Annotated in this window: 20 protein-coding genes; 10 read left to right on the top strand and 10 right to left on the bottom strand. The window is 41.0% G+C overall.

What is annotated here, in order from left to right; genetic code table 11:
- Positions 1-78: 78 nt before the first annotated feature.
- The 5 genes from bamA to MURRU_RS09475 all read right to left on the bottom strand — a co-directional run bounded on the left by bamA (position 79) and on the right by MURRU_RS09475 (position 5,791).
- Positions 79-2,742: an outer membrane protein assembly factor BamA gene (gene bamA, locus MURRU_RS09495; protein ID WP_014033246.1), complete on the bottom strand. Its 2,664-nt coding sequence runs from the start codon at positions 2,740-2,742 to the stop codon at positions 79-81.
- The gene (locus MURRU_RS09490; protein ID WP_041801440.1) at positions 2,714-3,454 is read right to left on the bottom strand and encodes an isoprenyl transferase; all 741 of its coding nucleotides are present in this window, start codon (positions 3,452-3,454) and stop codon (positions 2,714-2,716) included. Before MURRU_RS09490 ends, bamA begins: the two co-directional genes overlap by 29 nt.
- Before the next feature lies 1 nt (position 3,455).
- Positions 3,456-4,139 carry a type IX secretion system protein PorG gene (porG, locus tag MURRU_RS09485; RefSeq protein WP_014033244.1) on the bottom strand — a complete coding sequence of 228 codons (684 nt, stop codon included), beginning with the start codon at positions 4,137-4,139 and terminating at the stop codon, positions 3,456-3,458.
- Positions 4,140-4,251: 112 nt separating this feature from the next.
- Positions 4,252-5,133, bottom strand: a complete 882-nt coding sequence (locus MURRU_RS09480; protein WP_014033243.1) for an NAD kinase — start codon at positions 5,131-5,133, stop codon at positions 4,252-4,254.
- Position 5,134: 1 nt separating this feature from the next.
- Complete coding sequence (locus MURRU_RS09475; protein WP_014033242.1) at positions 5,135-5,791, bottom strand: CBS domain-containing protein; 657 nt, start codon at positions 5,789-5,791, stop codon at positions 5,135-5,137.
- An 86-nt stretch (positions 5,792-5,877) separates the two neighbouring features.
- Between MURRU_RS09475 and MURRU_RS09470 the strand changes: the two genes are divergently transcribed.
- The 7 genes from MURRU_RS09470 (at position 5,878) to clpX (ending at position 12,934) form a co-directional block, all read left to right on the top strand.
- The gene (locus MURRU_RS09470) at positions 5,878-6,594 is read left to right on the top strand and encodes a pyridoxine 5'-phosphate synthase (RefSeq protein WP_014033241.1); all 717 of its coding nucleotides are present in this window, start codon (positions 5,878-5,880) and stop codon (positions 6,592-6,594) included.
- The gene (locus MURRU_RS09465) at positions 6,594-7,364 is read left to right on the top strand and encodes an alpha/beta fold hydrolase (RefSeq protein WP_014033240.1); all 771 of its coding nucleotides are present in this window, start codon (positions 6,594-6,596) and stop codon (positions 7,362-7,364) included. Before MURRU_RS09470 ends, MURRU_RS09465 begins: the two co-directional genes overlap by 1 nt.
- A 136-nt stretch (positions 7,365-7,500) precedes the next feature.
- A complete protein-coding gene (locus MURRU_RS09460; protein WP_014033239.1) occupies positions 7,501-9,003 on the top strand; it encodes an SGNH/GDSL hydrolase family protein in 1,503 nt (500 codons plus the stop codon).
- Positions 9,004-9,075: 72 nt separating this feature from the next.
- Positions 9,076-9,420 (top strand): phage holin family protein, encoded by a 345-nt coding sequence (locus MURRU_RS09455; protein WP_014033238.1) that lies wholly within the window; start codon positions 9,076-9,078, stop codon positions 9,418-9,420.
- Between the two features lie 99 nt (positions 9,421-9,519).
- A complete protein-coding gene (tig, locus tag MURRU_RS09450) occupies positions 9,520-10,842 on the top strand; it encodes a trigger factor (RefSeq protein ID WP_014033237.1) in 1,323 nt (440 codons plus the stop codon).
- A gap of 90 nt (positions 10,843-10,932) precedes the next feature.
- Positions 10,933-11,610 (top strand): ATP-dependent Clp endopeptidase proteolytic subunit ClpP, encoded by a 678-nt coding sequence (gene clpP, locus MURRU_RS09445; RefSeq protein WP_014033236.1) that lies wholly within the window; start codon positions 10,933-10,935, stop codon positions 11,608-11,610.
- 88 nt (positions 11,611-11,698) lie between these two features.
- A complete protein-coding gene (gene clpX / locus MURRU_RS09440; RefSeq protein WP_014033235.1) occupies positions 11,699-12,934 on the top strand; it encodes an ATP-dependent Clp protease ATP-binding subunit ClpX in 1,236 nt (411 codons plus the stop codon).
- Position 12,935: 1 nt separating this feature from the next.
- Here the strand turns inward: clpX and MURRU_RS09435 are convergent, their stop codons facing one another.
- On the bottom strand, positions 12,936-13,478 hold the full coding sequence (locus MURRU_RS09435) for a hypothetical protein (protein ID WP_014033234.1): 543 nt from the start codon (positions 13,476-13,478) through the stop codon (positions 12,936-12,938).
- 174 nt (positions 13,479-13,652) lie between these two features.
- The gene (locus MURRU_RS09430) at positions 13,653-15,167 is read right to left on the bottom strand and encodes a GH3 auxin-responsive promoter family protein (protein WP_014033233.1); all 1,515 of its coding nucleotides are present in this window, start codon (positions 15,165-15,167) and stop codon (positions 13,653-13,655) included.
- A 98-nt stretch (positions 15,168-15,265) separates the two neighbouring features.
- Between MURRU_RS09430 and MURRU_RS09425 the strand changes: the two genes are divergently transcribed.
- Positions 15,266-16,069, top strand: a complete 804-nt coding sequence (locus MURRU_RS09425) for a DUF2797 domain-containing protein (protein WP_014033232.1) — start codon at positions 15,266-15,268, stop codon at positions 16,067-16,069.
- A gap of 79 nt (positions 16,070-16,148) precedes the next feature.
- Positions 16,149-16,373, top strand: coding sequence for a hypothetical protein (locus MURRU_RS09420; protein WP_014033231.1), 225 nt, complete (start codon positions 16,149-16,151; stop codon positions 16,371-16,373).
- Positions 16,374-16,382: 9 nt separating this feature from the next.
- Here MURRU_RS09420 and MURRU_RS09415 read toward each other — a convergent pair whose 3' ends face one another.
- The 3 genes from MURRU_RS09415 to sppA are packed head-to-tail and all read right to left on the bottom strand — an operon-like array spanning position 16,383 to position 21,633.
- The gene (locus MURRU_RS09415; RefSeq protein WP_014033230.1) at positions 16,383-19,088 is read right to left on the bottom strand and encodes an AsmA-like C-terminal region-containing protein; all 2,706 of its coding nucleotides are present in this window, start codon (positions 19,086-19,088) and stop codon (positions 16,383-16,385) included.
- 36 nt (positions 19,089-19,124) lie between these two features.
- Positions 19,125-19,832, bottom strand: a complete 708-nt coding sequence (locus MURRU_RS09410) for a queuosine precursor transporter (protein WP_014033229.1) — start codon at positions 19,830-19,832, stop codon at positions 19,125-19,127.
- Between the two features lie 40 nt (positions 19,833-19,872).
- Positions 19,873-21,633, bottom strand: a complete 1,761-nt coding sequence (gene sppA, locus MURRU_RS09405) for a signal peptide peptidase SppA (RefSeq protein WP_014033228.1) — start codon at positions 21,631-21,633, stop codon at positions 19,873-19,875.
- Between the two features lie 69 nt (positions 21,634-21,702).
- Here sppA and folK point away from each other — a divergent pair, with 69 nt between their 5' ends.
- Positions 21,703-22,848 (top strand): 2-amino-4-hydroxy-6-hydroxymethyldihydropteridine diphosphokinase, encoded by a 1,146-nt coding sequence (folK, locus tag MURRU_RS09400; protein ID WP_014033227.1) that lies wholly within the window; start codon positions 21,703-21,705, stop codon positions 22,846-22,848.
- The last annotated feature ends 80 nt before the right edge of the window (positions 22,849-22,928 follow it).

Raw genomic sequence — 22,928 nt, 5'->3', positions numbered from 1 at the left:
TAGAAAATATCGTGCCAAAATTACTAATTAATTTATAATGAATCATTTACAAATTAGCAATACACGATTTTCCATTGATTAAAACTGCTGTCCGATGATGAAGTGCGTTTGCCAGCCGCTTGGCCCAACTGATCCTGGACGGGCATCGGTATCGAAGCCGTAACCAAAATCAATCCCCAAGAGTCCGAATGCCGGCATAAATATACGTAGCCCCACTCCGGCAGATCTTTTTAACTCAAACGGATTATAATCATTAAAATTGTTGAAGGCGTTACCAGCCTCTAAAAATGATAGGGCATAAATAGATGCCGAAGGTTTTAAGGTCAATGGGTAACGCAATTCCAGAGAGAATTTATTATAAATGGTTCCTCCATCCTGTTCTAAATTACCCGTGATGGCATTCGTAATGTAAGGTGTGAGGGATTGATTTTCGTAGCCGCGAAGCTGCACCACGTCCCTTCCATCCAAGGTAAAGTTTCCTAAACCATCTCCTCCCACATAAAAACGTTCAAAAGGAACATTTCCGATATCGTGGTTATAAGCTCCCAAAAATCCAAATTCGGCATTGGTTCGCAAAGTAAGCTTGCCCACAATGGCCTGATACCAGTCCCCTTTAAACTTTACTTTGTAATACTCTAAAAGTTTGAACCTATCTTCTTCCATTCTTTCCAAATCTCCACTAAGTTGATTGAACTCCAGTTGCTCTTCGGTTGATCCGGGCTCCCCTATTTCATAAAGTCTTCGGGTTGTATCATCAATATCTTCTTTCAACTGTTTATAATCCTTCCCACTGAACAGGGAATAGGGCGGTGTGAATTTGGCGGTCAACTCAAAGTTGGAACCCGAGGTAGGGAAAATTCTACTGGGCCCTTGGGAACTTCTGGAAATACCAAAGGTATAACTTAAGGAGTTGGAACTACCATTACCAAAATTAAAGAGTCCACTATTGTAATCGTTAAAATCGTACAACTGATAGCTCAACGAGTGTGAAATGGTAAAGAAATCGTCCGGCCACTGTACTCTTTTGGCCAAGCCGGCAGAAACCCCCGTAATGGCAAACCCCCTGGATTTATCCACATCCAATCTACCATTTTGGTCATAACCCGTAGCAAATTGCTGTGTCCTAGAAAGTGATAAATTAAACCTCACGGGTTTTTTGCCGCCCAACCACGGTTCGGAGAAATTTAAACTGTACACCCTAAAAGTCCTACTGGCCTGCAAACGCAAAGCAAATGTTTGCCCATCTCCCATGGGAACGGGTTTATAGGCTTCCTTGTTAAATATATTCTTTAAAGAGAAGTTACTAAAGGAAAGTCCCAAAGTACCTATGAAACCTCCGCCACCAAAACCACCTTGAAGCTCAATTTGGCTGGAACCTGATTCCACCAAGCTATAATTTACATCCACAGTACCTGCATTGGGGTCTGGATTTATAATATCCGGAACGATTTGCTCGGCATCAAAAAATCCAAGTTGTCCCAACTCCCTAATGGTCCTTACAATATTGGACTTGCTGTATTTTTGACCTGGCCTTGTACGAATCTCTCTATAGATTACGTGATCGTTGGTCTTATCGTTACCAGAAACGGTAACATGGTCCAAAAAGGTCTCCTTCCCTTCAATGATCCTTATTTCAAAATCAATGGTATCGTTTACAGCGGAAACCTCTACAGGGTTTATACTGGAGAACAAATATCCGTTGTTCTGATACAGGTTGGTTAAATCCTGGGCATCCGGGTCGGAATCGTCTGCAACCCGCTCCTTGAGCAGTACTCCATTATAGGTATCCCCTTTTTTGATTCCCAATACCTGGCTCAACATTCTATCGGTGTACACCGAGTTCCCTACAAAGTCTATATCACCAAAGTAGTACTTATCGCCTTCTTCCACTTTAATGGTCAACTCAATATTTTTCTCATCCAGTTTAACAAAAGTATCCGACAATACCCTGGCATCCCTGTATCCTCTTTCAGCGTAGGTATCAATTAAGTTGTCCAGGTCTTCCTGATAATCTGCTTCAATATATTTGGACTTTTTCCAAAATCGATAGAACTTTTTCTTCTTGGTATTTTTAAGCGATTTTTTAAGCCTTTTGTTGGAGAGTTTTTCGTTACCAACAAAGTTGATGTCCTTTATTTTAACCTTATCGCCCTTGTTTACATTGATGACCATGTTCTGCACATTGGTACCAGTGGTATCGGCAGTTGTGGCAATGCTTACCTTGGCATTTAGAAAACCTTTCTTTTTATACTTGTTCTGAAGGTAATTCTTGGTATTGGCGATTAAACTTTCGGTGATTTTTTTACCTTTTTTAAGATCGGTGTCGTCGATGATATCCTCCACTTTTCTTTTTTTAACACCATAGACCGTAACGTTATTTAAGGTAGGCCGTTCGGTAATATTAAGCTCCAAAAAGATTTTATCATCCTCGATTTTGGTATAATACATTTCTACATTACTGAACAAATCAAGGTTCCACAACTTTTTGATTACGGTACTAATTTCATCGCCAGGTACCTTAATGGGCTGACCAACTCGTAAACCGGTATAACTCTTAACCGTTTGTTCGTTGTAGCTTTGTAAACCCGTTACGGTCAAACCTCCCAAAATGTATTGCTTGCCTTCTTCGAAGTCGGTCTCCTGGGCAATACCGTGGGCTGAAAATAAAAATAATGGGATAATAAGGGCTGAAAGGATGAAATTTGTGATACCCTTAGTTAAGTTGTTCGCTCGTTTTTCCAAATCGTCGTTCTCTATTTTGGTAACTTAATATGGCCTCTACCAAATGGTTTTCTCTAAAGTCGGGCCAAAATACATCAATAAAATATAATTCGGCGTATGCTATCTGCCAAAGTAAAAAATTACTTATCCTGCATTCGCCACTTGTGCGGATAAGCAGGTCTACATCGGGCAAAAAGTGCGCGTAAAGATGTGTATTTATAACTGTTTCATCAATATTTTCGGGGGAAATTATGTTATTTTTAACTTTGGTCGCAATCTGCTGGACCGCAGTTTTTATCTCTTCACGTGAGCCATAGCTCAATGCTAGCGTAAGGGTCATCCCCGAATTATTTTCTGTTTTGGACATTACCTCGGTCAACTCTTTATATACTTTTGACGGTAATGTTTCTATTTTCCCAATGGCCCTTAACCTAATATTATGCTTGTTCAAGGTCTTTAGTTCCCTTTTAAGGGCGTTGACCAAAAGCTTCATCAAGGTATCTATTTCGGTTTTGGGGCGGTTCCAATTTTCGGTGGAAAAGGCATAAAGCGTTAAAAATGGTATCTGGAGCTTTGCACAGCTCTCTACGGTTTGGTTTACCGATTCCACTCCGTTTTCATGTCCGAACATGCGTATTTTGCCACGCTGCTTGGCCCATCTGCCATTACCATCCATAATAATGGCCACGTGCTGCGGTAGTTTTTCTTTGTCTACGTCCTCTAGTGTGTGCATTTTATTGAAAACAATCCTGGCAGGGTTTACGTCCAAAGGTATAGGTTAATGTTATACCTGAAAAAACGTACCAGTCGTCGCTCAATATATTCCCGAATCGGAATTGCTCAAAATTGGAACCTTCTGGGTTACTTGCGTCCAAATTGTCCGTAAAAGTATATCTGGCCCCAATCTCGGCACCAAGAATCAAGAATTGATTTAAACGATACTTAGCCCCAACCGTCATTGGAATTGCAAAACTACCTTCTTTTTGGTTAATATCCTGCATCTGAAGGGCATCAATATAATTAAAATCGTATCTAAAGTAGGTTACACCCGTGTATAAGTAAGGCGTGAAGGCAGGTCCGAGCTTATGAAGATTATATTCCACAAAGTTGATTTCCAGTCCGGCGGAGAACTCCAAAATGGAATTATCCACTACATAGCCCCTTTGTTGCCTGGATTGCATATTTGATTTGGCATCATCGGCAGTCACTTTACCGTAGAGGACACTCCCCCTCCACGCGTAGCGTTTTCCTTTGTTCCATTTAAATATTCCGCCGAAGGCAGGGCCTGATGGCAATATGTAATTGGTCCTTCCTACATCACCTATCATGTTGGCACCACCGGCGAACACCCCTATCTCGTAGGTTTGCGCACTCACCTTGATCACACAGCATAGAAAAACAGCCAAAACTATCCGCATACTATCCAAAAAGTTTCAAGAATTAAGAGTAAAGGAAGGTCAATAGATTTATATTTAAAGTTGCTTTCCCTTGTTAAACAGTTTTTCGCTCCTTTTATTGCTTTTGATTTTATCAATTGCGTCTATCTTCTCCCCAAAGTAATTTATTGCGCAATGTTTTCAAGAAGCTTTCGGATTTATACTCGATCATTTTGATGGTAAAGTCCGCTTTTTTGATTCGGATTTCCTTTCCATTGGGAATATCGGCAATGCGGGAATCCAAGGATACTAAATGGGTCTGTTCCCGGCCTGAAACCTTTAACCTGATTTGGGTTTTATCAGAAATAACCAAAGGTCTTGCATTAAGGTTGTGCGGTGCAATGGGCGTCAACACCAAGGATTCTGCCGAGGGTGCTATCACAGGTCCGCCACAACTCAATGAGTACCCTGTTGAGCCTGTTGGGGTGGAAACAATCAATCCATCGGACCAATAAGAGGTGAGGTACTCATCATCCAACCATGTTTCCACAGTGATCATGGATGTAGTGTCCTTACGGCTGACGGTAATCTCGTTCAGTGCAAAGTTGAGACCATTGAACTCATCCAGTTCGGAGTTCAGTTCCACTTCCACCAAGCTGCGTTCCTCGATGGTATAGTGTCCAGTTTCAAACTCGGTAACGAGCTTGCGTACATTTTCTTTTTTAAAGGTGGACAAAAAACCCAATCGACCAGTATTGACCCCAACAATGGGAATTCCGTAATCCTTTATATAGGTAACGGCCCGCAGCATGGTGCCATCACCTCCAAAACTCACGAACATATCAAAGGAAGAATCCAATCCTTTGGATTGGGTAAATGTCCCTTTTACTTGTTCTTTGGTGATTGTGGCCACGAGCTTGTTGAAGTTCTCTTCCACATAAACAGATGCATCCAACTTCTTCAATTCGTCCAAAAGTTCCACTACGCAAAGCTGGTCCTCTTGTTGAAAAGACTGACCGTATATGGCTACCTTCATACTAAACGTTAAGATATTTTTCTAGATAGTCGGAACGCCGTTTCAAATCTTCCAAGAACTGGTCATCACTGTTCCCATATACAATGGTGTAGTTATATCTCCTAAAGGTCTGGGCCACTTCGTTCAAACTTTGTGTGCCGACTTTTAAGGTAATCTCAACAATATCATTCTCGGACGCTGTAATAAAGGCTCCCAACAAACGGGCGTTGTTACCTTCCACAATTTGGGCAATTTCACTAAAGGAATAATCTTTAATTCCAATGGAAATCACCAAAATGGCGCCTGGTTCCCTAAAGAAAGGAGTGTCTATAAAAACGTCCACGACATCCTCGAGGTCATAATACCCAATAATCAAACGGTCTTCATCCAAAACGGGCAATACATTGGCTTCGTTTCTTGAGAACATTTCCAACACATCCAACCAAGCGGTTTCCTTGGTTACAAAAAAGCTCTCCATCTCCAATCGAAAATCATCAATCTTCTTTTTAGGTTCAAAACAAGCAAGGTCGTTCTCCGAGAGCAACCCCAAATAAGTGCCGTTTTCGGTAACCCCAACATGGGAAAATGTAGTCTCTTCGAAAAACTTGATCACATCCTTCAAAGTTTCCGACACTTCAAAAACGGGAACTGTATTGATTATTTTGTCTTGAATGTTCATAACACTTCTATTAGGTGCAAAATACTAATTTAAAATGGCAAAAGGCATGCCGAATTCTTATTTTTGACAATCTAAAAAAGAAGCACATGACAAAGTTGAGTGTCAATATAAATAAACTGGCAACATTACGAAATTCCAGGGGAGGTAACGTGCCCAACCTGATTACTTCGACCAAGGACATCGAATCTTTTGGCGCAGAGGGTATCACAATACATCCAAGACCCGACGAACGCCACATACGTTACCAAGATGCCCGGGATTTAAAAAAGGTGGTGACCACGGAATTTAATATTGAGGGCAACCCGATTCCAAAGTTTATTGATTTAGTCCTTGAAGTAAAGCCTACACAAGTAACCTTGGTTCCTGATGCTGAGGATGCCATCACCTCCAACGCTGGTTGGGACACCATTAAACACAAAGATTTTTTGGTGGACGTCATCAAAGCTTTTAAAGAAAAAGGTATCCGAACCTCCATTTTTGTGGATCCCGATGCAGCAATGGTAAAAGCAGCTGCAGAAACCGGTACCGACCGAGTGGAGCTCTACACGGAAAGTTTTGCCCACGGGTTTGCCAAAGGCAATAAGGAAGAAAGCATTGCTCCCTTTGTCAAAGCTGCCGAAATGGCCCAACAGGTTGGTCTGGGTCTCAACGCGGGGCACGATCTTAGTTTGGACAATATCAAATTTTTCAAGGAACACATTCCACACCTTTTGGAGGTATCCATTGGGCACGCCTTGATCTGCGAATCTCTTTACCTGGGCCTCGAAAATGTGGTAAACATGTATTTACACCGATTGAAATAATGGACATATTACATTCAAAAATATTGGGCGAAGGACAACCTTTTATTATTCTACATGGATTTTTGGGCATGTCCGACAATTGGAAAACGCTCGGCTCACAATATTCCGAAAATGGATTCGAAGTTCATTTGATAGATCAACGTAACCATGGAAAAAGTTTTCATTCCGAAGAGTTCAATTACGATCTATTGAGTGATGATGTCATCAACTATATGGATTACCACAACATAGCATCTGCCTTTGTAATGGGCCATTCCATGGGTGGCAAAACCGCCATGCAACTGGCCACTTCGCATCCAGAAAGGGTGACTAAATTAATTGTTGCTGATATTGCCCCGAAATATTACCCACCACATCACGATTTTATATTCAATGGACTCTCCCAATTGGATTTTGACAAAATTTCAGATAGACGGGAAGCCGATGATGAACTATCAAAACATATTAAGGAAAGAGGCATTCGACAGTTTTTGCTCAAAAACCTGTATTGGGTCGAAAAGGAAAAACTAGGATTCCGTTTCAATTTTGATGTCCTCAAAGACCAAATGGAGGATATTGGCGAAAACATAACCCCCAATGCCATTTATGATGGTCCTACCCTATTTTTACGCGGCGATCGTTCGGAATATATACAGCCCAACGACTTTGAAGAAATAAAAAGGCACTTCCCCAATGCCCAAATTGAAACCATTGATAAAGCAGGACATTGGCTCCATGCCGAGAACCCTAAACAGTTTTACGAGAAGAGTTTTAAGTTTTTGAATTCTTAAAATCCACCCCTTTTTATTATGCATGCATAATTTTTTTGCCCATTTAATTGTCTGTATGGCAAATTTGATATAGATTTGGTTAGTTCTGGTTTTACCATAACAATTAACATAAACTAACTATTACAGATTATTTGATATGAAAAAGTTTTATGCCCTACTCCCATTTCTAGGCTTATTCTTGATTGCATGCGAAGATGATACCCCAATAACCGAAACACCGGGTCCAGAACCCGTAGAATATACTTCAGGAACAGCAGATTTTTCAAACTACGTAGCTGTAGGAAACTCATTGACCGCCGGTTTCTCTGACAATGCATTGTTTGAAGATGGACAAAAAGCATCCTTTCCCAACATGCTGGCAGCCAACTTTTCGCTTGCTGGAGGCGGAAGTTTTGAAATCCCTTTTATGGCGGATAATTTAGGCGGAATGACACTTGGAGGAAATCCTATAGCAGGCAATAGATTGATTTTGTCCTTTTTGGGTGAAAGCCCAAGCCCAACACCTGTTGAAGGGCAAGGCACAACAGATGTAGCCGTTAAATTGCCCGGAACCTACAATAATATGGGAGTGCCTGGCTCTAAAAGTTATGAACTGTTAGCCCCGGGATATGGTAGCGTAACAGGCGTGGCCATGGGAACTGCAAATCCTTATTTTGCAAGGTTCTCATCTTCCGAATCCGCCACAGTTATTGGTGATGCCGCTGCTCAGGGCACCACATTTTTCACACTTTGGACAGGCTCCAACGATATTTTATTGTATGCCACCGGAGGCGGTACAGGAGTTGACCAAACTGGCAATTTAGACCCTAGCACCTATTCCAGAAATGATATTACAGACCCTAATGTTTTTGCAGGCTCACTTGATGCCATGTTACAGGCCATGACTGCAAATGGTGCAGATGGCGCCATTGCCAATTTGCCCAACGTAACAGACATACCTTACTTTACCACCGTACCACACAACCCCATTCCTTTGGATGAAGCCACCGCTGCCTTTTTGAACAGCGCAGAAGCTTATGGTGCCTACAACGCTGGTTTGGCCCAATTACAACAATTAAATATTATAACCGAAGAAGAGTTGGCAGAAAGAACCATCTCTTTTGCTCCTGGTGAAGGAAATGCGGTAGTAATAATAGATGAAGACCTAACGGATTTAACAGCATACAACCCTGCATTGACCAACATGAGACAAGCCACCGAAGAAGACCTTTTGGTGCTTACCGCAAGAACGCATATCGGAACATTGGCCGACCCGAACAACCCAACATCAATCAATGGAGTTGCCGTTCCCTTGGCAGATAAATGGGTACTGACAACCGATGAGCAAGACCTTGTGGAAACTGCACTTGAATCATACAACCAAACCATTGCAGGTTTGGCCGCAGCTTACGACCTTGCCTTTGTAGATGCCAATGCATTGTTGAACGAGTTAAAAGAAAATGGATTCCAGCAAGCCGATGGAAGCATTGTCGATGCAACATTTGCCACAGGAGGTGGATTTTCCTTGGATGGTGTTCACCCAGCACCAAGAGGTTACGCCATTGTCGCCAATGCCTTTATAGGTGCTATCAACGCAAAATACAATTCAAATTTACCCGGGGTTGATCCTTTGGACTACACCGGACTTTATATTGACTAAACAAACATTATTTTCTTTATCTTAAAGGCACCGAAATTCGGTGCCTTTTTATTTATAAAATCAATTGAACCTATGAAACTAATCCTAAGACTTTTACTCAATGCCCTAGCAGTTGTAATACTAAGTTACGTATTGCCCGGAGTGGGCGTAGATTCCATGATGACCGCCATTATCGTAGCCGTTGTGCTCAGTCTGCTCAATTTTTTGGTGAAACCCATATTGATCATCCTCACCCTACCCATCACCATACTCACTTTAGGGCTCTTCCTATTGGTAATCAATGCCATAATTATACTCTTGGCAGCCAATTTAATTGACGGCTTCCATGTGACCAGTTTTTGGTGGGCCATTCTTTTTAGTCTGCTACTCGCATTTTTACAAGCCATTTTACAATCCATTTTAAAAGAAGATCAATAGAAATCATTTTGTTTGAAAGTCAACGGTTTAAAAAGTTGTCAGCATCACAAAAAAGCATTACTTTTGCATCCCATTTTTAGAAAGCAAATTAGGTAGGAAATGAATATAACCAAAGAGCAGATTGACGATCTTAATGCAGTTGTAAAGGTTGCCATAAGCAAAGAAGACTATCAAGACAAAGTAGAAAAAATCCTAAAGGATTATAAAAAACAAGCCAACATCCCGGGCTTTAGAAAAGGTCAGGTTCCTATGGGGCTTATCAAAAAGCAGTACGGCAAGGCTGTTTTGGTGGATGAAGTTAACAAACTGCTTCAAGACAATCTGAACAAATACCTTACCGAAGAAAAGTTGGATGTTTTGGGCAACCCTCTTCCAAAACAACAAGACAATTTTGATTGGGACAAGGACAATCTCGATTTTGAATTTGAATTGGGGTTGGCACCGAGCTTCGACGTTAACCTGAAGACCAAAAAAGCCGTGACCCAATATAAAATTGTGGCCGACAAAAAAATGATCGAGGAGCAAGTGGAACGTATTCAAAAGCAATATGGAAAATTGATTTCCAAGACCGAAGTGGGCAAAACCGATGAAGTATCCGGTTTCTTTGCCAACGAAGAAGAGGAAATCGACCACAAGACTACCGTCGAAATGGATAAAATCAAGAGCAAAAAAGCTGTTGATGCCCTTGTTGGAAAAAAGGTTGGTGATACCGTTACCCTTTCCACAAAAGGACTTTTTAAGGAAGACTACCTCTTATCCGGCGCCTTGGGCATTGCCCGTGACAAAGCAGACAACCTAAAAGTTGATGTTACTTTCACCATTGAAGAAATAAACGAGAGAGAACCAGCTGCTTTGGATCAAGATCTTTTTGATAAATTGTTTGGAGAAGGAAAAGTAACTTCTGAAAAAGAGTTGAAGGATACAATCAAAGAAGATTCGGAAAAACAATTCGAACAACAATCCGACCAAAAATTGTTGAACGACATTACCGAAAAATTGATTGACGAAACCAAATTTGAACTTCCTTCCGAGTTCTTGAAAAAATGGATTCAGATCAGTGGGGAAAATCCATTGACCGAAGATGAGGCCAAAGAAGAGTTCGAAAAATCGGAAAAAGGACTTCGCTACCAATTGATCGAGGGTAAGATCATACAAGAAAACGAACTTCAAGTTCAATTTGAAGAACTTAAGGAATTCGCTAAAGGATTCATTAAATCGCAAATGGCCCAATACGGCCATATGGACCCTAAAGATGAGGAATTGGAAAGTGTAGCAGCCAGAGTTATGAGCAATCAAGACGAGGTGAAAAGACTATCCGAACAATTGATGAGCCAAAAACTTTTGGACCTTTATAAAGAAAAGGCCAACCTTAAGGTGAAGGAAGTATCTTATGACGACTTCATCAAGGAAGCATACAGCTAAGGCTTCGCTAAAAGAAAATTAAGTATCTTTACGGTGCCGGAAAGCTAATTTTTCGGCACCTTTTTTTTAAGATAAATCGAGTCAAATCCTATGGATTACGGAAAAGAATTTAAAAAATACGCTACCCAGCATCATGGTATAAACAGCATGTACTATGATAAGCTCATGAGTACCATGTACCCCATGAACATGACGCCAAACATCATCGAAGAAAGGCAAATGAACGCAGTTGCCATGGATGTTTTCTCCAGATTGATGATGGACAGGATCATTTTTATGGGAACAGGCATCAACGATCAGGTGGCCAATATTGTACAGGCACAGTTGCTCTTCTTGGAAAGCGCCGACGCCTCTAAGGATATTCAAATCTATATCAACTCCCCAGGCGGAAGTGTGTATGCAGGTTTGGGCATTTACGACACCATGCAGTTTATTAAGCCGGATGTAGCCACCATTTGTACTGGTATTGCCGCATCTATGGCGGCTGTGCTGCTTTGTGCGGGGCACGAAGGCAAACGCAGTGGATTGCCCCATTCCAGGGTAATGATCCACCAACCGCTTTCCGGAGCGCAGGGTCAGGCCAGCGATATCGAGATTGCCGCACAAGAAGTGCTAAAGATCAAAAATGAGCTTTACGAGATCATTTCCAAGCATTCGGGCCAATCCTTCGATAAAGTATATGAAGACAGCGACCGCGATTTCTGGATGAAGGCTCCAGAGGCCAAAGCGTATGGAATGATAGACGAAATATTAGTGAGAGAAAAATAAGAATCTCCACAATTGATTAAAAAACAACTATTTAACGTAGAACAAATCCGTTTTTTTTGCGTTATTGTTGGTTGAAGATTAAAATTATATGGCAAAGGAAAATTTGGAATGTTCTTTTTGTGGTAGAAAAAAGCCGGAAACCAATTTATTGATCGCCGGACTTGATGCGCATATTTGCGATAGATGTATTGAGCAAGCCCATAGCATTGTAGCCGAAGAGTCCAAACAATCAAAAAACCAAGATCTATCTTCCGAACTGGTCTTAAAAAAACCTATGGAGATTCACGATTTCTTGGACACATTCGTAATTGGACAAGAAAGAACCAAGAAAGTAATGTCCGTGGCGGTTTATAACCACTACAAAAGATTGTTGCAGCCCAAGGGCAAGGATGAAGATATCGAAATCCAAAAAAGCAACATTATTATGGTGGGGCAAACCGGAACCGGTAAAACCCTTATTGCCAAAACCATTGCCAAAATGCTCAATGTACCCCTTGCCATTGTCGATGCCACAGTTTTAACTGAGGCTGGTTACGTTGGTGAAGATGTGGAAAGTATATTGACCCGCTTGCTACAAGCTGCAGACTACAATTTGGAAAAAGCGGAACGCGGTATTGTTTTTATTGATGAAATAGACAAAATCGCTAGAAAGAGTGATAACCCGTCCATTACCCGTGACGTATCCGGAGAAGGGGTTCAGCAAGGACTTTTAAAACTTTTGGAAGGCACCACCGTTAACGTTCCACCTAAAGGTGGCCGTAAACACCCCGACCAAAAATTCATCGAGGTAAATACCGAAAACATCCTTTTTGTTGCGGGTGGCGCCTTTGATGGTATAGAGCGTATCATCACCAAGCGCTTAAACATGCAAGCGGTTGGGTACAGTGCTTCCAAAGCAGATGAAAACCTGGACCAAGAAAATATTCTTCAGTATATAATACCTAAAGACTTGAAGGAGTTTGGTCTTATCCCTGAAATTATCGGAAGGCTCCCTGTGCTTACCCACATGAACCCGTTGGACTCCAAAACACTTCGTGCCATTTTAACAGAGCCAAAAAATGCCATCATCAAACAATACGAAAAACTGTTTGCCATGGACGATATTCAATTCTCCATTACCGACCAGGCATTGGACTATATTGTTGAAAAAGCCGTGGAGTACAAGCTTGGCGCCCGTGGTTTACGCTCTTTGTGCGAAGCCGTGTTCACCGATGCCATGTTCTCCCTACCCAGTAGTGAAGAAACTGAGTTTAAGGTAACAAAAGGTTATGCCGAGAAAAAGCTCTCGTACGAAACAGTGAAAAAATTAAAAGCAGTCTCTTAATTTAGACTGCTTTTTTAGTAACATTCTCCAATAGCTCCAAACTAATCTCCGAGATAATTTTCTCATCAGAATAAAGGGTGTGCCCAAAATTGGGAACAATCTTAAGATTGGCACCAACACTTTTGGCCCACTTTAACCCAGGCTTGGATTTATCGCACTCACCGTAAATTAATTGCACATCGGTAGGTGCTGTTTGTTCTTCTGTTTCAATGCCAACAGCGGAAATAGCGGTAATTGTTTTTGCTGGTAAGCCCATTAACGAAGCTTTGTAAATAACCGTTGCTCCCATACCAAAAGCTAAATAATGCGCTGGTTGGGTTTCCTTTTTGATCAGGTTGGATACCGCCCTTTTAATTCCATTTTCTTTAAAAGCCAAATCTATATTTTCCTCTGAGGAAATAGAAACATCAATATTGCCCAATTGTTGGCAATCGTAAAAAACAATATCGTAGTACTGTTGAAGGTAACCAAAATAAGAGGCTATCCAAAGTCCCTTCTTGGATCCCCATTTGTCTGAAATTATAACAAGCTTTTCTTCTGCCATGATTTTAATGGTTTTGTGTTTACAAAAAGATTTGATAGGGGGAATTTCATCAATAAACGTTTCAAATCCTCTTTTATTTGTTCAAAAGAAAAAATTTTACGGTGAACGGTTCAAAGTTACGAAAACGTTTTCGTAAACTTCAGATGAACGTCATTTTTTTACGATAATCGGCCCTTATTGGATATTCATTTGAAGAAGTTCCTCGATACAATTCCTCTCATTGGACAATCTTGGAATTTTGTGTTGGCCACCCAGCTTGTTCTGGGACTTGAGCCACTGATGGAACAAATTCTTACGCGCTACATGTACTTTGGGCATCTTTAAGGTGATGTTGTTATAGCGCTTGGCTTCATAGTCCGAGTTCAGGGATTTAAGGGCATTATCCAGCATTTCGGTAAAATAGGCAATACTCTCCGGTGGTTTTCTAAATTCTATGATCCACTCATGTGCACCTTTTTCCTTGCCCGTCATGAAAATGGGGGCGGCGGTGTAATCCACTATCTCTGCCGCTGTCTTTTGACAAACCTGCTTTAAGGCTTCCTCTGCATTCTCTATGATCAACTCTTCGCCAAATACATTGATATGGTGTTTGGTACGTCCGGTAATCTTGATTCGGTAGGGATTTTTAGAAGTAAATCGTATGGTGTCACCAATTTTATAGCGCCACAATCCGGCATTGGTCGTGATGACCATGGCATAATTAACGCCCAGTTGAACGTCCCAAAGTGGAATGGCCTGCTCCCCTTCTCCATTGGAACCCATCGGGATAAACTCGTAGAAAATCCCATAGTCCAACATCAGTAAAAGCTCATCGGAATTGTTCTGATCCTGGATACCGAAGAACCCTTCGGATGCATTATAGGTTTCGTAATAATTGAACCTTTTTCTGGGCAAGAGTTTTTTATACTGGTTCTTATAGGGCGTAAAACTTACCCCTCCGTGAAAATACACCTCCAAATTTTCCCAAATCTCGAACAAGTGGTTTTTTTCGGTTTTTTCCAAAACCTGATTGAGCAATACCAACATCCAAGACGGCACGCCGACCAAACTGGTCACATTCTCACGGATGCTTTCTTCAATAATGGCCTCCAGTTTGGATTCCCATTCGGTCATAAGGGAAACCTTGTTGCTCGGCGTACTACTGTATTCGGCCCAAAGCGGCATATTATCAATCAATATGGCAGATAAATCGCCAAAAAAAGTCCCGTTATCCTCGTAAAGTTCTTTGCTACCGCCCAATCTTAAACTTTTACCTGTAAATAATTGAGAGTTTTCATTGTTGTTAAGGTATAGGCACAGCAAATCCTTGCTGGATTTGTAATGGCAATCCTCCAAGGCCTCGGTACTTACGGGAATAAACTTACTCTTCGCATTGGTGGTCCCACTACTTTTGGCAAACCATTTAATGGAAGTTGGCCAAAACAGATTCTGCTCGCCCCTACGTGTACGCTCAATAAGTGGAGCAACATCTTCGTAGGTTACAATAGGTACCCTGTTTCGGAATTCTTCATACTTGGGAAGGTCTTGAAACCCATATTGTTTCCCGATCATCGTATCTTTGGAAAAATCCAAAAGCTGGTGCAACACCTCATCCTGAACATCCAAAGGATACTTTAAAAAAAGCTCTATTTGATGGTAGCGCTTTCTCAATAACCAAGAAGCAATGGAGTTGAATAATGGTATTGGCATTTTAGGTATCTTTAACCAAAGAAACTAAGGTTGGTCCAACCGCTAAAATAGCTTTTCTAACACTCATTTTCAAATAAGATAAATACATTCATTTTAATATGCTATACGAAGGAGTACTGAGAAAGATGCGAACGGAAATCGGAAGTCCCATTCAATATTTTTTGGTTTTTGAGAACGACTTTATCAATATGAATCAAGGGTTGAACAAGGAACTTCAGATAGATTTTATCAAATTTCAATGTTTAAACTGTGGCGAGGACAAACCTATCTATCGGCAGGGGTTTTGTAAGTCCTGTTTCTTTGAAACGCCCCTTGCCGGCGATTGGATTATGAAACCCGAACTGAGTACCGCCCATTTGGACAAGGAGGACCGCGACCTTGAGTTTGAAAAAAAGATGCAGCTACAGCCACATATTGTGTATTTGGCCAATTCCAGCAACATTAAAGTTGGGGTTACCCGTAAATCGCAAGTGCCAACCCGATGGATTGACCAAGGTGCCCACGAGGCCATCGAAATTGTGGAGGTTCCCAATCGCTATTTGGCTGGGATTACCGAAGTTGCCCTCAAAGACCATGTGAGCGACAAGACCAGCTGGCAAAAAATGCTCAAAAATGATATTGAAGATGTGGATTTGGTAGCGTGGCGCAATAAATTAAAGGCAAGCATCCCGGATGAAGCAATTACTTATTTTTTGGATGATAAAGAAGAGACCCATTTGGAGTTTCCCGTGCTGCAATATCCTGAAAAGGTAAAAAGCCTTAATTTGGACAAAACACCAAGCTATAAAGGCGTGCTTAAGGGCATTAAGGGACAATACCTCATTTTTGAGGACAATACAGTGTTCAATGTTAGGGGTAGCGAGGGTTATTATGTAGGGATAAACATCAACCAGTGTATTTAGACATTTTATATGTATAACACCACTTGTGTGTTTTCTACATAGATTTAATAACTTACACCCTGTTTTAAAAACACAAGAAATGCTAAAAGAAGTACTGCATACATTGAAAATGCTCAAACGCATTGAAAACCCGTCACAAGAAGTAAAGGACTCATTGGATTTTTTAGAACAATCCGTGAAGGCCAGAACCAAAGAAAACCTACTGGACCTTATGTCCATAGGCGATGTTATTGGCTATGATGAACTGCAAGCCAGTCTTAAGGAAATGGTCAATTTCCTCGAAAAAATGAAAACCAAGTCCTAACAGACCTCCCTAATTCACCGTATCCTTTTTCTTTTTCTTGAGCAGTCCGCCCAAAATGGATTTGGCAGCATCTTTTACTTCGTCCTCTTTTTTGGCCTTTGTACTATCCGTTGCAGTTGTGTCCTTTTTACCACCCAATATATTCCCAATGGCTTCCTTGACCCCATCGGACTTGGTTGAAGTCGTATCGGATTTATCTTTTTTAAAGGCATCGGATAAAAGGTCTTTTGCCTTGTCCTTGCCTTTGTTGAGCAATTTTTGTTTTTGCATTTCCACCAACTTGGAAGTCAACGTTTTTACGCTCGACGTTAAATCGGTACTTACAGATGGATTGGCAAAATTACCTCCAATATTTGCAGTTACGGGCACGGTTACCTCACCTAGGCTGTCATCGTTCAATTGGGCAATCAATTTAGTTACCTCTGTACCCAAATATTTGGCAGGCACATTCAAAGTGGCCGAATAATTCATCTGTTTGTCAAACGTATGGCTTCCGTTAACATCAATGCCTATATCCTTGTATTTCAAGGTAAATGGTTTCACTTTAACCGTGCCATTGTCAAAACTCAAAGCAGTTTTCAGTCCATCCAAATTGATTTCCTTGGTGTTTAAAAAACTAAGCTTACTGTCCAGGGCCGATACCAACGGTGCTTTCTGGGCATCCACCTTGGGCGATAGCAATTCTGCCAATAAATTACCGGAAATTGTGGCCAAGTTCGGTGTAAAGTCATCCTTTAGGTTTCCCGATATTTTTACGTCCGAATTTAGTTTCCCCTGAATCGCCGTTGCCAAAGGTGTTAAAACTTTAAAAAGTTCCAGCCCGGCAAAGGACTCTCCAATATTAAAATTATTCATTCCAAGATTTACATCGAATGTGGAACTCTCTTGCTTGGTAGATACGGAACCGGACAAGCCCAATGTACCCCCAAATAAATTGGAAGTAAGGTTTTTTACCGTGGCCGTTTCATCCTTAATAAGGAGGGTTCCTTTTACATTTTTCAGGTTAAGGTTATCGTAGACCACCGTATTGGCAGAAGCTTCTATAGTACAATCCAAAAACGATGGTATTTTGATACGTTCTTCCCCGGTTGGAGTGGATTTTTTTTCTTCTTCCGAACCTTCCGTTTCAACCTTTTCGGTTTCCTCGACCATAAAATCGTTCAGGGCAAACTGATTGGAAGCAAGCGTAAAGTTTCCCTCAATATTTTCATTGTTGAACATAAAGCCCAACAGATTGGTCAATGTACCTTTCACATCAAAGTCCGTACTTCCTGTTTTTCCTTTAAAAGAATTAAGGGTTACTGTATTCGGGTTAAAGGTAACTGCGGCAGTGTTGATAGCCACCGGATTTTTAAGTTCTTCCGAAGCATATTCAAAACCAGATACCGATGCTTTTCCGCTGGTCTTGGTATTCTGGTATTGCTTTTTCTCCAAAGAAGCCATGTCAAAGGCCGTAGTAACGTCGGCATTCAAGATTCCTTTAAGGTTATAATCATCCGGCACGGGATAGGCTTTGGAAATATTTGCCAAGTTGATGCTTCCGTCCATATGGGCATTTACCTTGGTATTGCCCATTAATTCGCGAATTTTTGCGTTCAAGTTGAATTTATCCTCATCAATAAGAAAGGATAACCTGTTAATGTTCACATAAGTGTCCTCGGTGATTCCCGTTTCGTTGTTGATTTCGGTATCGATATACACATTCCGCACTGATTTGGGCAAATCTGGATATTTGAACGAAGCATTTTCCGAGTTGATCGCAATTTTGAAGGTCGGGATATGTTCATCATCCACCACACCCTTAAATTCACCGTTCACCTCAAAATTCCCAGTGGTCTGAACATTTTCAATATTTGAAGCGTAGGCTTCGGGTATCACCGCCAAAAAGTTTTTGAAATCTGACGATGGTGTTTTAAATGTGATGTCCACTTCTTGGTTATCCTCGTTTACTTTCACAAAACCATCAAACACCAAGGGCAATTGGTTGATCATGGCCTTGTTTTCCAAAAAAGTATATTTGTTTTCGCTCAAATCAATACCTATCAGGGCATCCAAGTTGATTTTGTTCTTGTTCAGGTATCGGGTGCTGTCCATTTCAAAGGACACCAAAGCATCGGTAAGGGTTTTTAATTCCGATTTTTCCAAGGAAAGGTCGCCCGTTCCCGAATGGTTCATCTCAGAAATGTCCAATAGCATTCCGCTGGCCAAATCCTCATAAATAATTTCGGAATTGGTAATGGCGTAGGAATCCATGTTCAGCGTAAAATTATTGCTGGATTCTTCGGAAGTTGTTGAGGCTGTTTCTTCACTTTCTTTCGCAATATCGTAGTTTGCGTTGCCTTCGGCATCCGCTTTGATGTGCAGCTTGGCGCCGTCAATGTTCAGCGTTTTAATAACAATCGGCTCATCAGCAGACTTAAACAATTCTTTTATGGACATGGCCAACTCAATCTCCGAAGAGTAGAACAAGGTATCGCCCTCAAAAGGGGCTTTGTTGACCAAAGAGAGCTTGCTAAGTCCAACATTGGCATTAGGGAAGCTTTTGAGAAGGCTAAGGTCTGCCTTTTCGAAATCCAAGGTCGCATTTATGCTGTTGTTTACTTTTGTTTTGATGATTTCTTCAATTTTACCTTGAAGAAATAGCGGGACAGCAATGATTATTGCTAGTAGGATAAGTAGGGTTATTGCGGTAATTTTTAGGACTTTTTTCTTCATAATTGTATGTTTTACAACGAATTAAAGGAGAAGTTATCAATCCAAAGAAATTTCTTCCCCTATTTTTAAGTTAAATCTTTTTCGCATTAGATATACGAAAAAATAGAGCAAAGGGGTGTCGAGGAGGGCGATCATCATCTTAAAAATCACTCCACTGATCAGTAATCCGTAGAACTTATCCCAAGGCAAAACACCAAAAATGCACAATAGCCCTACAACCGTAAAAGTATCAATAAATTGTGATGAAAAGGTGGAAAAATTATTCCGAAGCCATAACATTCGACCATTTGTGAGCCGTTTCCAAAAGTGATAAATGGTAATATCGATGTATTGGGCCCCTAAATAAGCCAACATCGAAGCCAATACTCCAAGCGGCGACAAACCAAATACAGTGGTAAAAGTCGCATCATCTACGGGCGATGTTGGTATGGCACTGGAATAATTGGCCAACAAAATGATTCCCATAGAGAAAAACGAAGCAAAAATACCTGCCGTTACCACTTGGTTAGCTTTTTTTTGTCCGTAAATCTCGGAGACCAAATCGGTAATCAAAAAAGTGATGGGATAGGGTAAAATTCCTACCGAAAGTTCAAAAAGTGGCGCTCCAAAAACGGTAACATCTCCAAAAGGGCTCCAAGAGAAAAACTTTTGGAAGATAAGGTTGGACACCACCAAGGAGGTAATGAACAATGCTCCTAGATACAGATATATGGAAAATGCTAACTTCTTGTCCTTTTGCGTCATAAATAGTTTAAAAATTCAATAAAGAACTATTATAATCGACTTATTTTATCTTTAAGCTGAAGGGCATCTTGGCCTGGACACCTTCTTGTTTGGTAAATTGCTTGAACTCCTTCAAAACTTCGTAGGCTTCCGCACCTATTTCCTCTTGTATGATGGACTCTCCCAATTTGGTCTTTACCGACCCAAAATCTTCCATAAACCGCTCAAAATCCGATTTGTATTTGGGGTATTTACGAACACCGTAAGATTCAAGTCCGGCCATTTCGGCAGCAGCGGCAATGGCATCATCCAAAGTCCCCAGTTCATCCACCAAACCAATAGCTTGGGCATCCACACCACTCCAAACCCTACCTTGGGCGATTTTGTTTACTTGTTCCACAGACATGTTTCGGCCTTTGGATACGCGGTCCAAAAAGGTGTCATAAGTTTCCTCAATACTTTCTTGCATCACATTGCGGAAGGAATCGGTCATGGGTTCAAAAAAGGAATAATCCACAGAGTTTTTGTTCGTGCCCACTTGCTCTGCATTTACACCCATATTTTTTGCCAGTTCATGAACGTTGGGAATAGTACCAAAAACACCTATTGACCCTGTTATGGTAGTAGGTTCGGCAAAAATCTTATCGCCCCCCACGCCGATATAATACCCACCGGACGCCGCTACATTTCCAAAGGAAACCACCAAAGGCTTTTCTTTTTTGGCCAACTGTATTTCCCTCCAAATAATATCGGAGACCAAAGCACTGCCTCCCGGCGAATTTACACGCAGTACAATGGCCTTAACATGCTCATTGTTCACTGCTTTATGCAAAGCATCCACAATAAGGTCTTGTCCTATGTAATCTTTTCCACCTTCGCCACCCAAAATTTCTCCTTGGGCATAGATAACGGCTATCTTGTCCGACCCTGTTCTGATGCTCTTTTTGTTGGCTTTCTGCACATAATCCCTAAGCCCCACGTAGTTTAGTTCGTCATCTTCTGGCACCTCCATTTTTTCCTTGAGCAACCCCTCATACTCATCGTAATGCAAGATTCCATCCAAAAGTCCCGAAGCTACTGCATATTCAGGGGTTCTTCCACCAAGGGTGTCGGCGATTGTGTTCAAGTTTTGGGGCGTAATGTTTCGAGATTCCGAAATATCGTCCACAATAACGTTCCAGATAGAGCTAATCAGTTCTTTTATCTGGGTACGGTTTTCATCACTCATGGTATCGGAAAGAAATGGTTCCACGGCACTTTTATATTTACCATGACGGATAACCTCTATTTTAATTCCTGATTTCTCCTGTAATTCTTTAAAAAAAAGCACTTCGGTGGCCAACCCTTTAAAATCCAAAACACCAACAGGGTTAATGTACACCTCATCGGCTGCACTGGCCAAGTAATAATCCCGCTGCGCATACACATCGGAATGGGCCATTACAAATTTTCCGCTTGATTTAAAATCCAGCAGGGCTTTTCTTATTTCCCGGGTTTGGGCAACTCCTGCCATCAAATAACCTGTGGTGATGCTAATACCTTCTATATTGTCATCGTTTTTGGCGACTTTGATAGCGTGCAGAATTTCATCCAAACCGAGTTCTTCACCACCAAAAGCAGCAAACGGGTCGGTCTCATCTTTTCCTGTGTAATCCAAAATAGGGGCAACAAAACTGAGTTCCAACACAGAGTTCTTCTTCACCACAACACCATCATCCACATTTCCTATTAGGGCCAAAAAGATGAAGAACATCCCCATCAATATTCCAAATGCCACCAAGCTCCCCAAAATTGAGGCCAGTAGGTTTCTTAAAAACTTCATTCAATAAAATTTAATACGCCTCAAATATAACCAATGTAGTATTGTTTTGTTTACTTTGTTTCTTCGATTATGGGCAGAAAGCAAAAGGTATATCTTTCATTGGGAAGTAATTTGGGAAATCGCTATGCGAACCTCCAAAAAGCCATTTTTCGTATCCAGCAAAAAGCAGGCAAGGTCCTGGATATTTCCTCGGTTTATGAAAATCCGGCAATTGGTTTCGAGGGCGATCAATTCCTAAATATTGTTATATCGCTATTAACCCCGTTCAACCCCAAGGAATTACTAAATATTTTATTGCAGATTGAAAAAGAGTTTGGGAGAATCCGTTCTGGAGAAGGCGGATATAGTTCGCGAACTTTGGATATCGATATTATTTATTTTGGATCAGAGATCATCAACAATGATGATTTGGTGATCCCACATCCGCAAATGCAGCACAGAAACTTTGTTTTGAAGCCTTTGGGGGATATAGCACCACAATTTTACCATCCTGTGCTGTACAAGGACACCCGCAATCTTTTACAGGAATGTAGGGACATAAGCAGGCTAACCAAAACCAAGCACAAGCTTTTTAAAGATCGGTCGGGGCTTTTTTCCCAATTGCAATTGATTGCCATTGAAGGAAACATTGGCGCAGGAAAAACCACCTTGTCCAAAATGATCGCCAACGATTTTAATGCCAAATTGGTATTGGAACGTTTTGCGGACAACCCCTTTCTCCCCAAATTTTATGAAGACCAAGCACGTTATGCATTTCCTTTGGAAATGTCCTTTTTGGCGGATAGGTACCAGCAATTTATGGATGATACCTCACAGTTTGACCTCTTCAAAAATTTTATGGTGAGCGATTATGACATTTTTAAATCTTTGATTTTTGCCAAGATCACCTTACAAAAAGAGGAGTACAATCTATACCGAAAGGTCTTTAGTTTTATGTACAAAGAAGTAAGAAAGCCAGAAATATATCTCTACCTCTATCAAAATACCGAACGGTTATTGGCCAATATCAAAAAAAGAGGGCGGGACTATGAGCAGAACATCGACCCGGTGTATTTAGAGAAAATCAATAGAGGGTATTTGGATTTTATCAAAAGCCATCCCAATCAAAACAGTATAATCCTGGACATGGGCGAACTCGATTTTGTGCACAATCCTGACGATTACGAATTCATTTTAGAAAAGCTGGAAGACAATATACTTTTGTTAAACATTTAAGAGAATTTTTGGAAAATGTTTGGATATAACGAATGGTTTTATTTTATTAGCACCCTCAATAAGAGAAACTAACTAACTCA

The sequence above is a fragment of the Allomuricauda ruestringensis DSM 13258 genome, from assembly GCF_000224085.1.
Classification (GTDB): domain Bacteria; phylum Bacteroidota; class Bacteroidia; order Flavobacteriales; family Flavobacteriaceae; genus Flagellimonas; species Flagellimonas ruestringensis.
The sequence above is the reverse complement of the archived record's forward strand: the minus strand, read 5'-3'. Positions and strand labels throughout refer to the sequence as shown.

Excerpts from the sequence above, each read along its gene's own strand:
- MURRU_RS09490 (WP_041801440.1), bottom strand. The coding sequence starts at position 3,454 with ATGCACACACTAGAGGACGTAGACAAAGAAAAACTACCGCAGCACGTG.
- porG (WP_014033244.1), bottom strand. The coding sequence starts at position 4,139 with ATGCGGATAGTTTTGGCTGTTTTTCTATGCTGTGTGATCAAGGTGAGT.
- MURRU_RS09480 (WP_014033243.1), bottom strand. The coding sequence starts at position 5,133 with ATGAAGGTAGCCATATACGGTCAGTCTTTTCAACAAGAGGACCAGCTT.
- MURRU_RS09475 (WP_014033242.1), bottom strand. The coding sequence starts at position 5,791 with ATGAACATTCAAGACAAAATAATCAATACAGTTCCCGTTTTTGAAGTG.
- MURRU_RS09470 (WP_014033241.1), top strand. The coding sequence starts at position 5,878 with ATGACAAAGTTGAGTGTCAATATAAATAAACTGGCAACATTACGAAAT.
- MURRU_RS09465 (WP_014033240.1), top strand. The coding sequence starts at position 6,594 with ATGGACATATTACATTCAAAAATATTGGGCGAAGGACAACCTTTTATT.
- MURRU_RS09460 (WP_014033239.1), top strand. The coding sequence starts at position 7,501 with ATGAAAAAGTTTTATGCCCTACTCCCATTTCTAGGCTTATTCTTGATT.
- MURRU_RS09455 (WP_014033238.1), top strand. The coding sequence starts at position 9,076 with ATGAAACTAATCCTAAGACTTTTACTCAATGCCCTAGCAGTTGTAATA.
- tig (WP_014033237.1), top strand. The coding sequence starts at position 9,520 with ATGAATATAACCAAAGAGCAGATTGACGATCTTAATGCAGTTGTAAAG.
- clpP (WP_014033236.1), top strand. The coding sequence starts at position 10,933 with ATGGATTACGGAAAAGAATTTAAAAAATACGCTACCCAGCATCATGGT.
- clpX (WP_014033235.1), top strand. The coding sequence starts at position 11,699 with ATGGCAAAGGAAAATTTGGAATGTTCTTTTTGTGGTAGAAAAAAGCCG.
- MURRU_RS09435 (WP_014033234.1), bottom strand. The coding sequence starts at position 13,478 with ATGGCAGAAGAAAAGCTTGTTATAATTTCAGACAAATGGGGATCCAAG.
- MURRU_RS09430 (WP_014033233.1), bottom strand. The coding sequence starts at position 15,167 with ATGCCAATACCATTATTCAACTCCATTGCTTCTTGGTTATTGAGAAAG.
- MURRU_RS09425 (WP_014033232.1), top strand. The coding sequence starts at position 15,266 with ATGCTATACGAAGGAGTACTGAGAAAGATGCGAACGGAAATCGGAAGT.
- MURRU_RS09420 (WP_014033231.1), top strand. The coding sequence starts at position 16,149 with ATGCTAAAAGAAGTACTGCATACATTGAAAATGCTCAAACGCATTGAA.
- MURRU_RS09415 (WP_014033230.1), bottom strand. The coding sequence starts at position 19,088 with ATGAAGAAAAAAGTCCTAAAAATTACCGCAATAACCCTACTTATCCTA.
- MURRU_RS09410 (WP_014033229.1), bottom strand. The coding sequence starts at position 19,832 with ATGACGCAAAAGGACAAGAAGTTAGCATTTTCCATATATCTGTATCTA.
- sppA (WP_014033228.1), bottom strand. The coding sequence starts at position 21,633 with ATGAAGTTTTTAAGAAACCTACTGGCCTCAATTTTGGGGAGCTTGGTG.
- folK (WP_014033227.1), top strand. The coding sequence starts at position 21,703 with ATGGGCAGAAAGCAAAAGGTATATCTTTCATTGGGAAGTAATTTGGGA.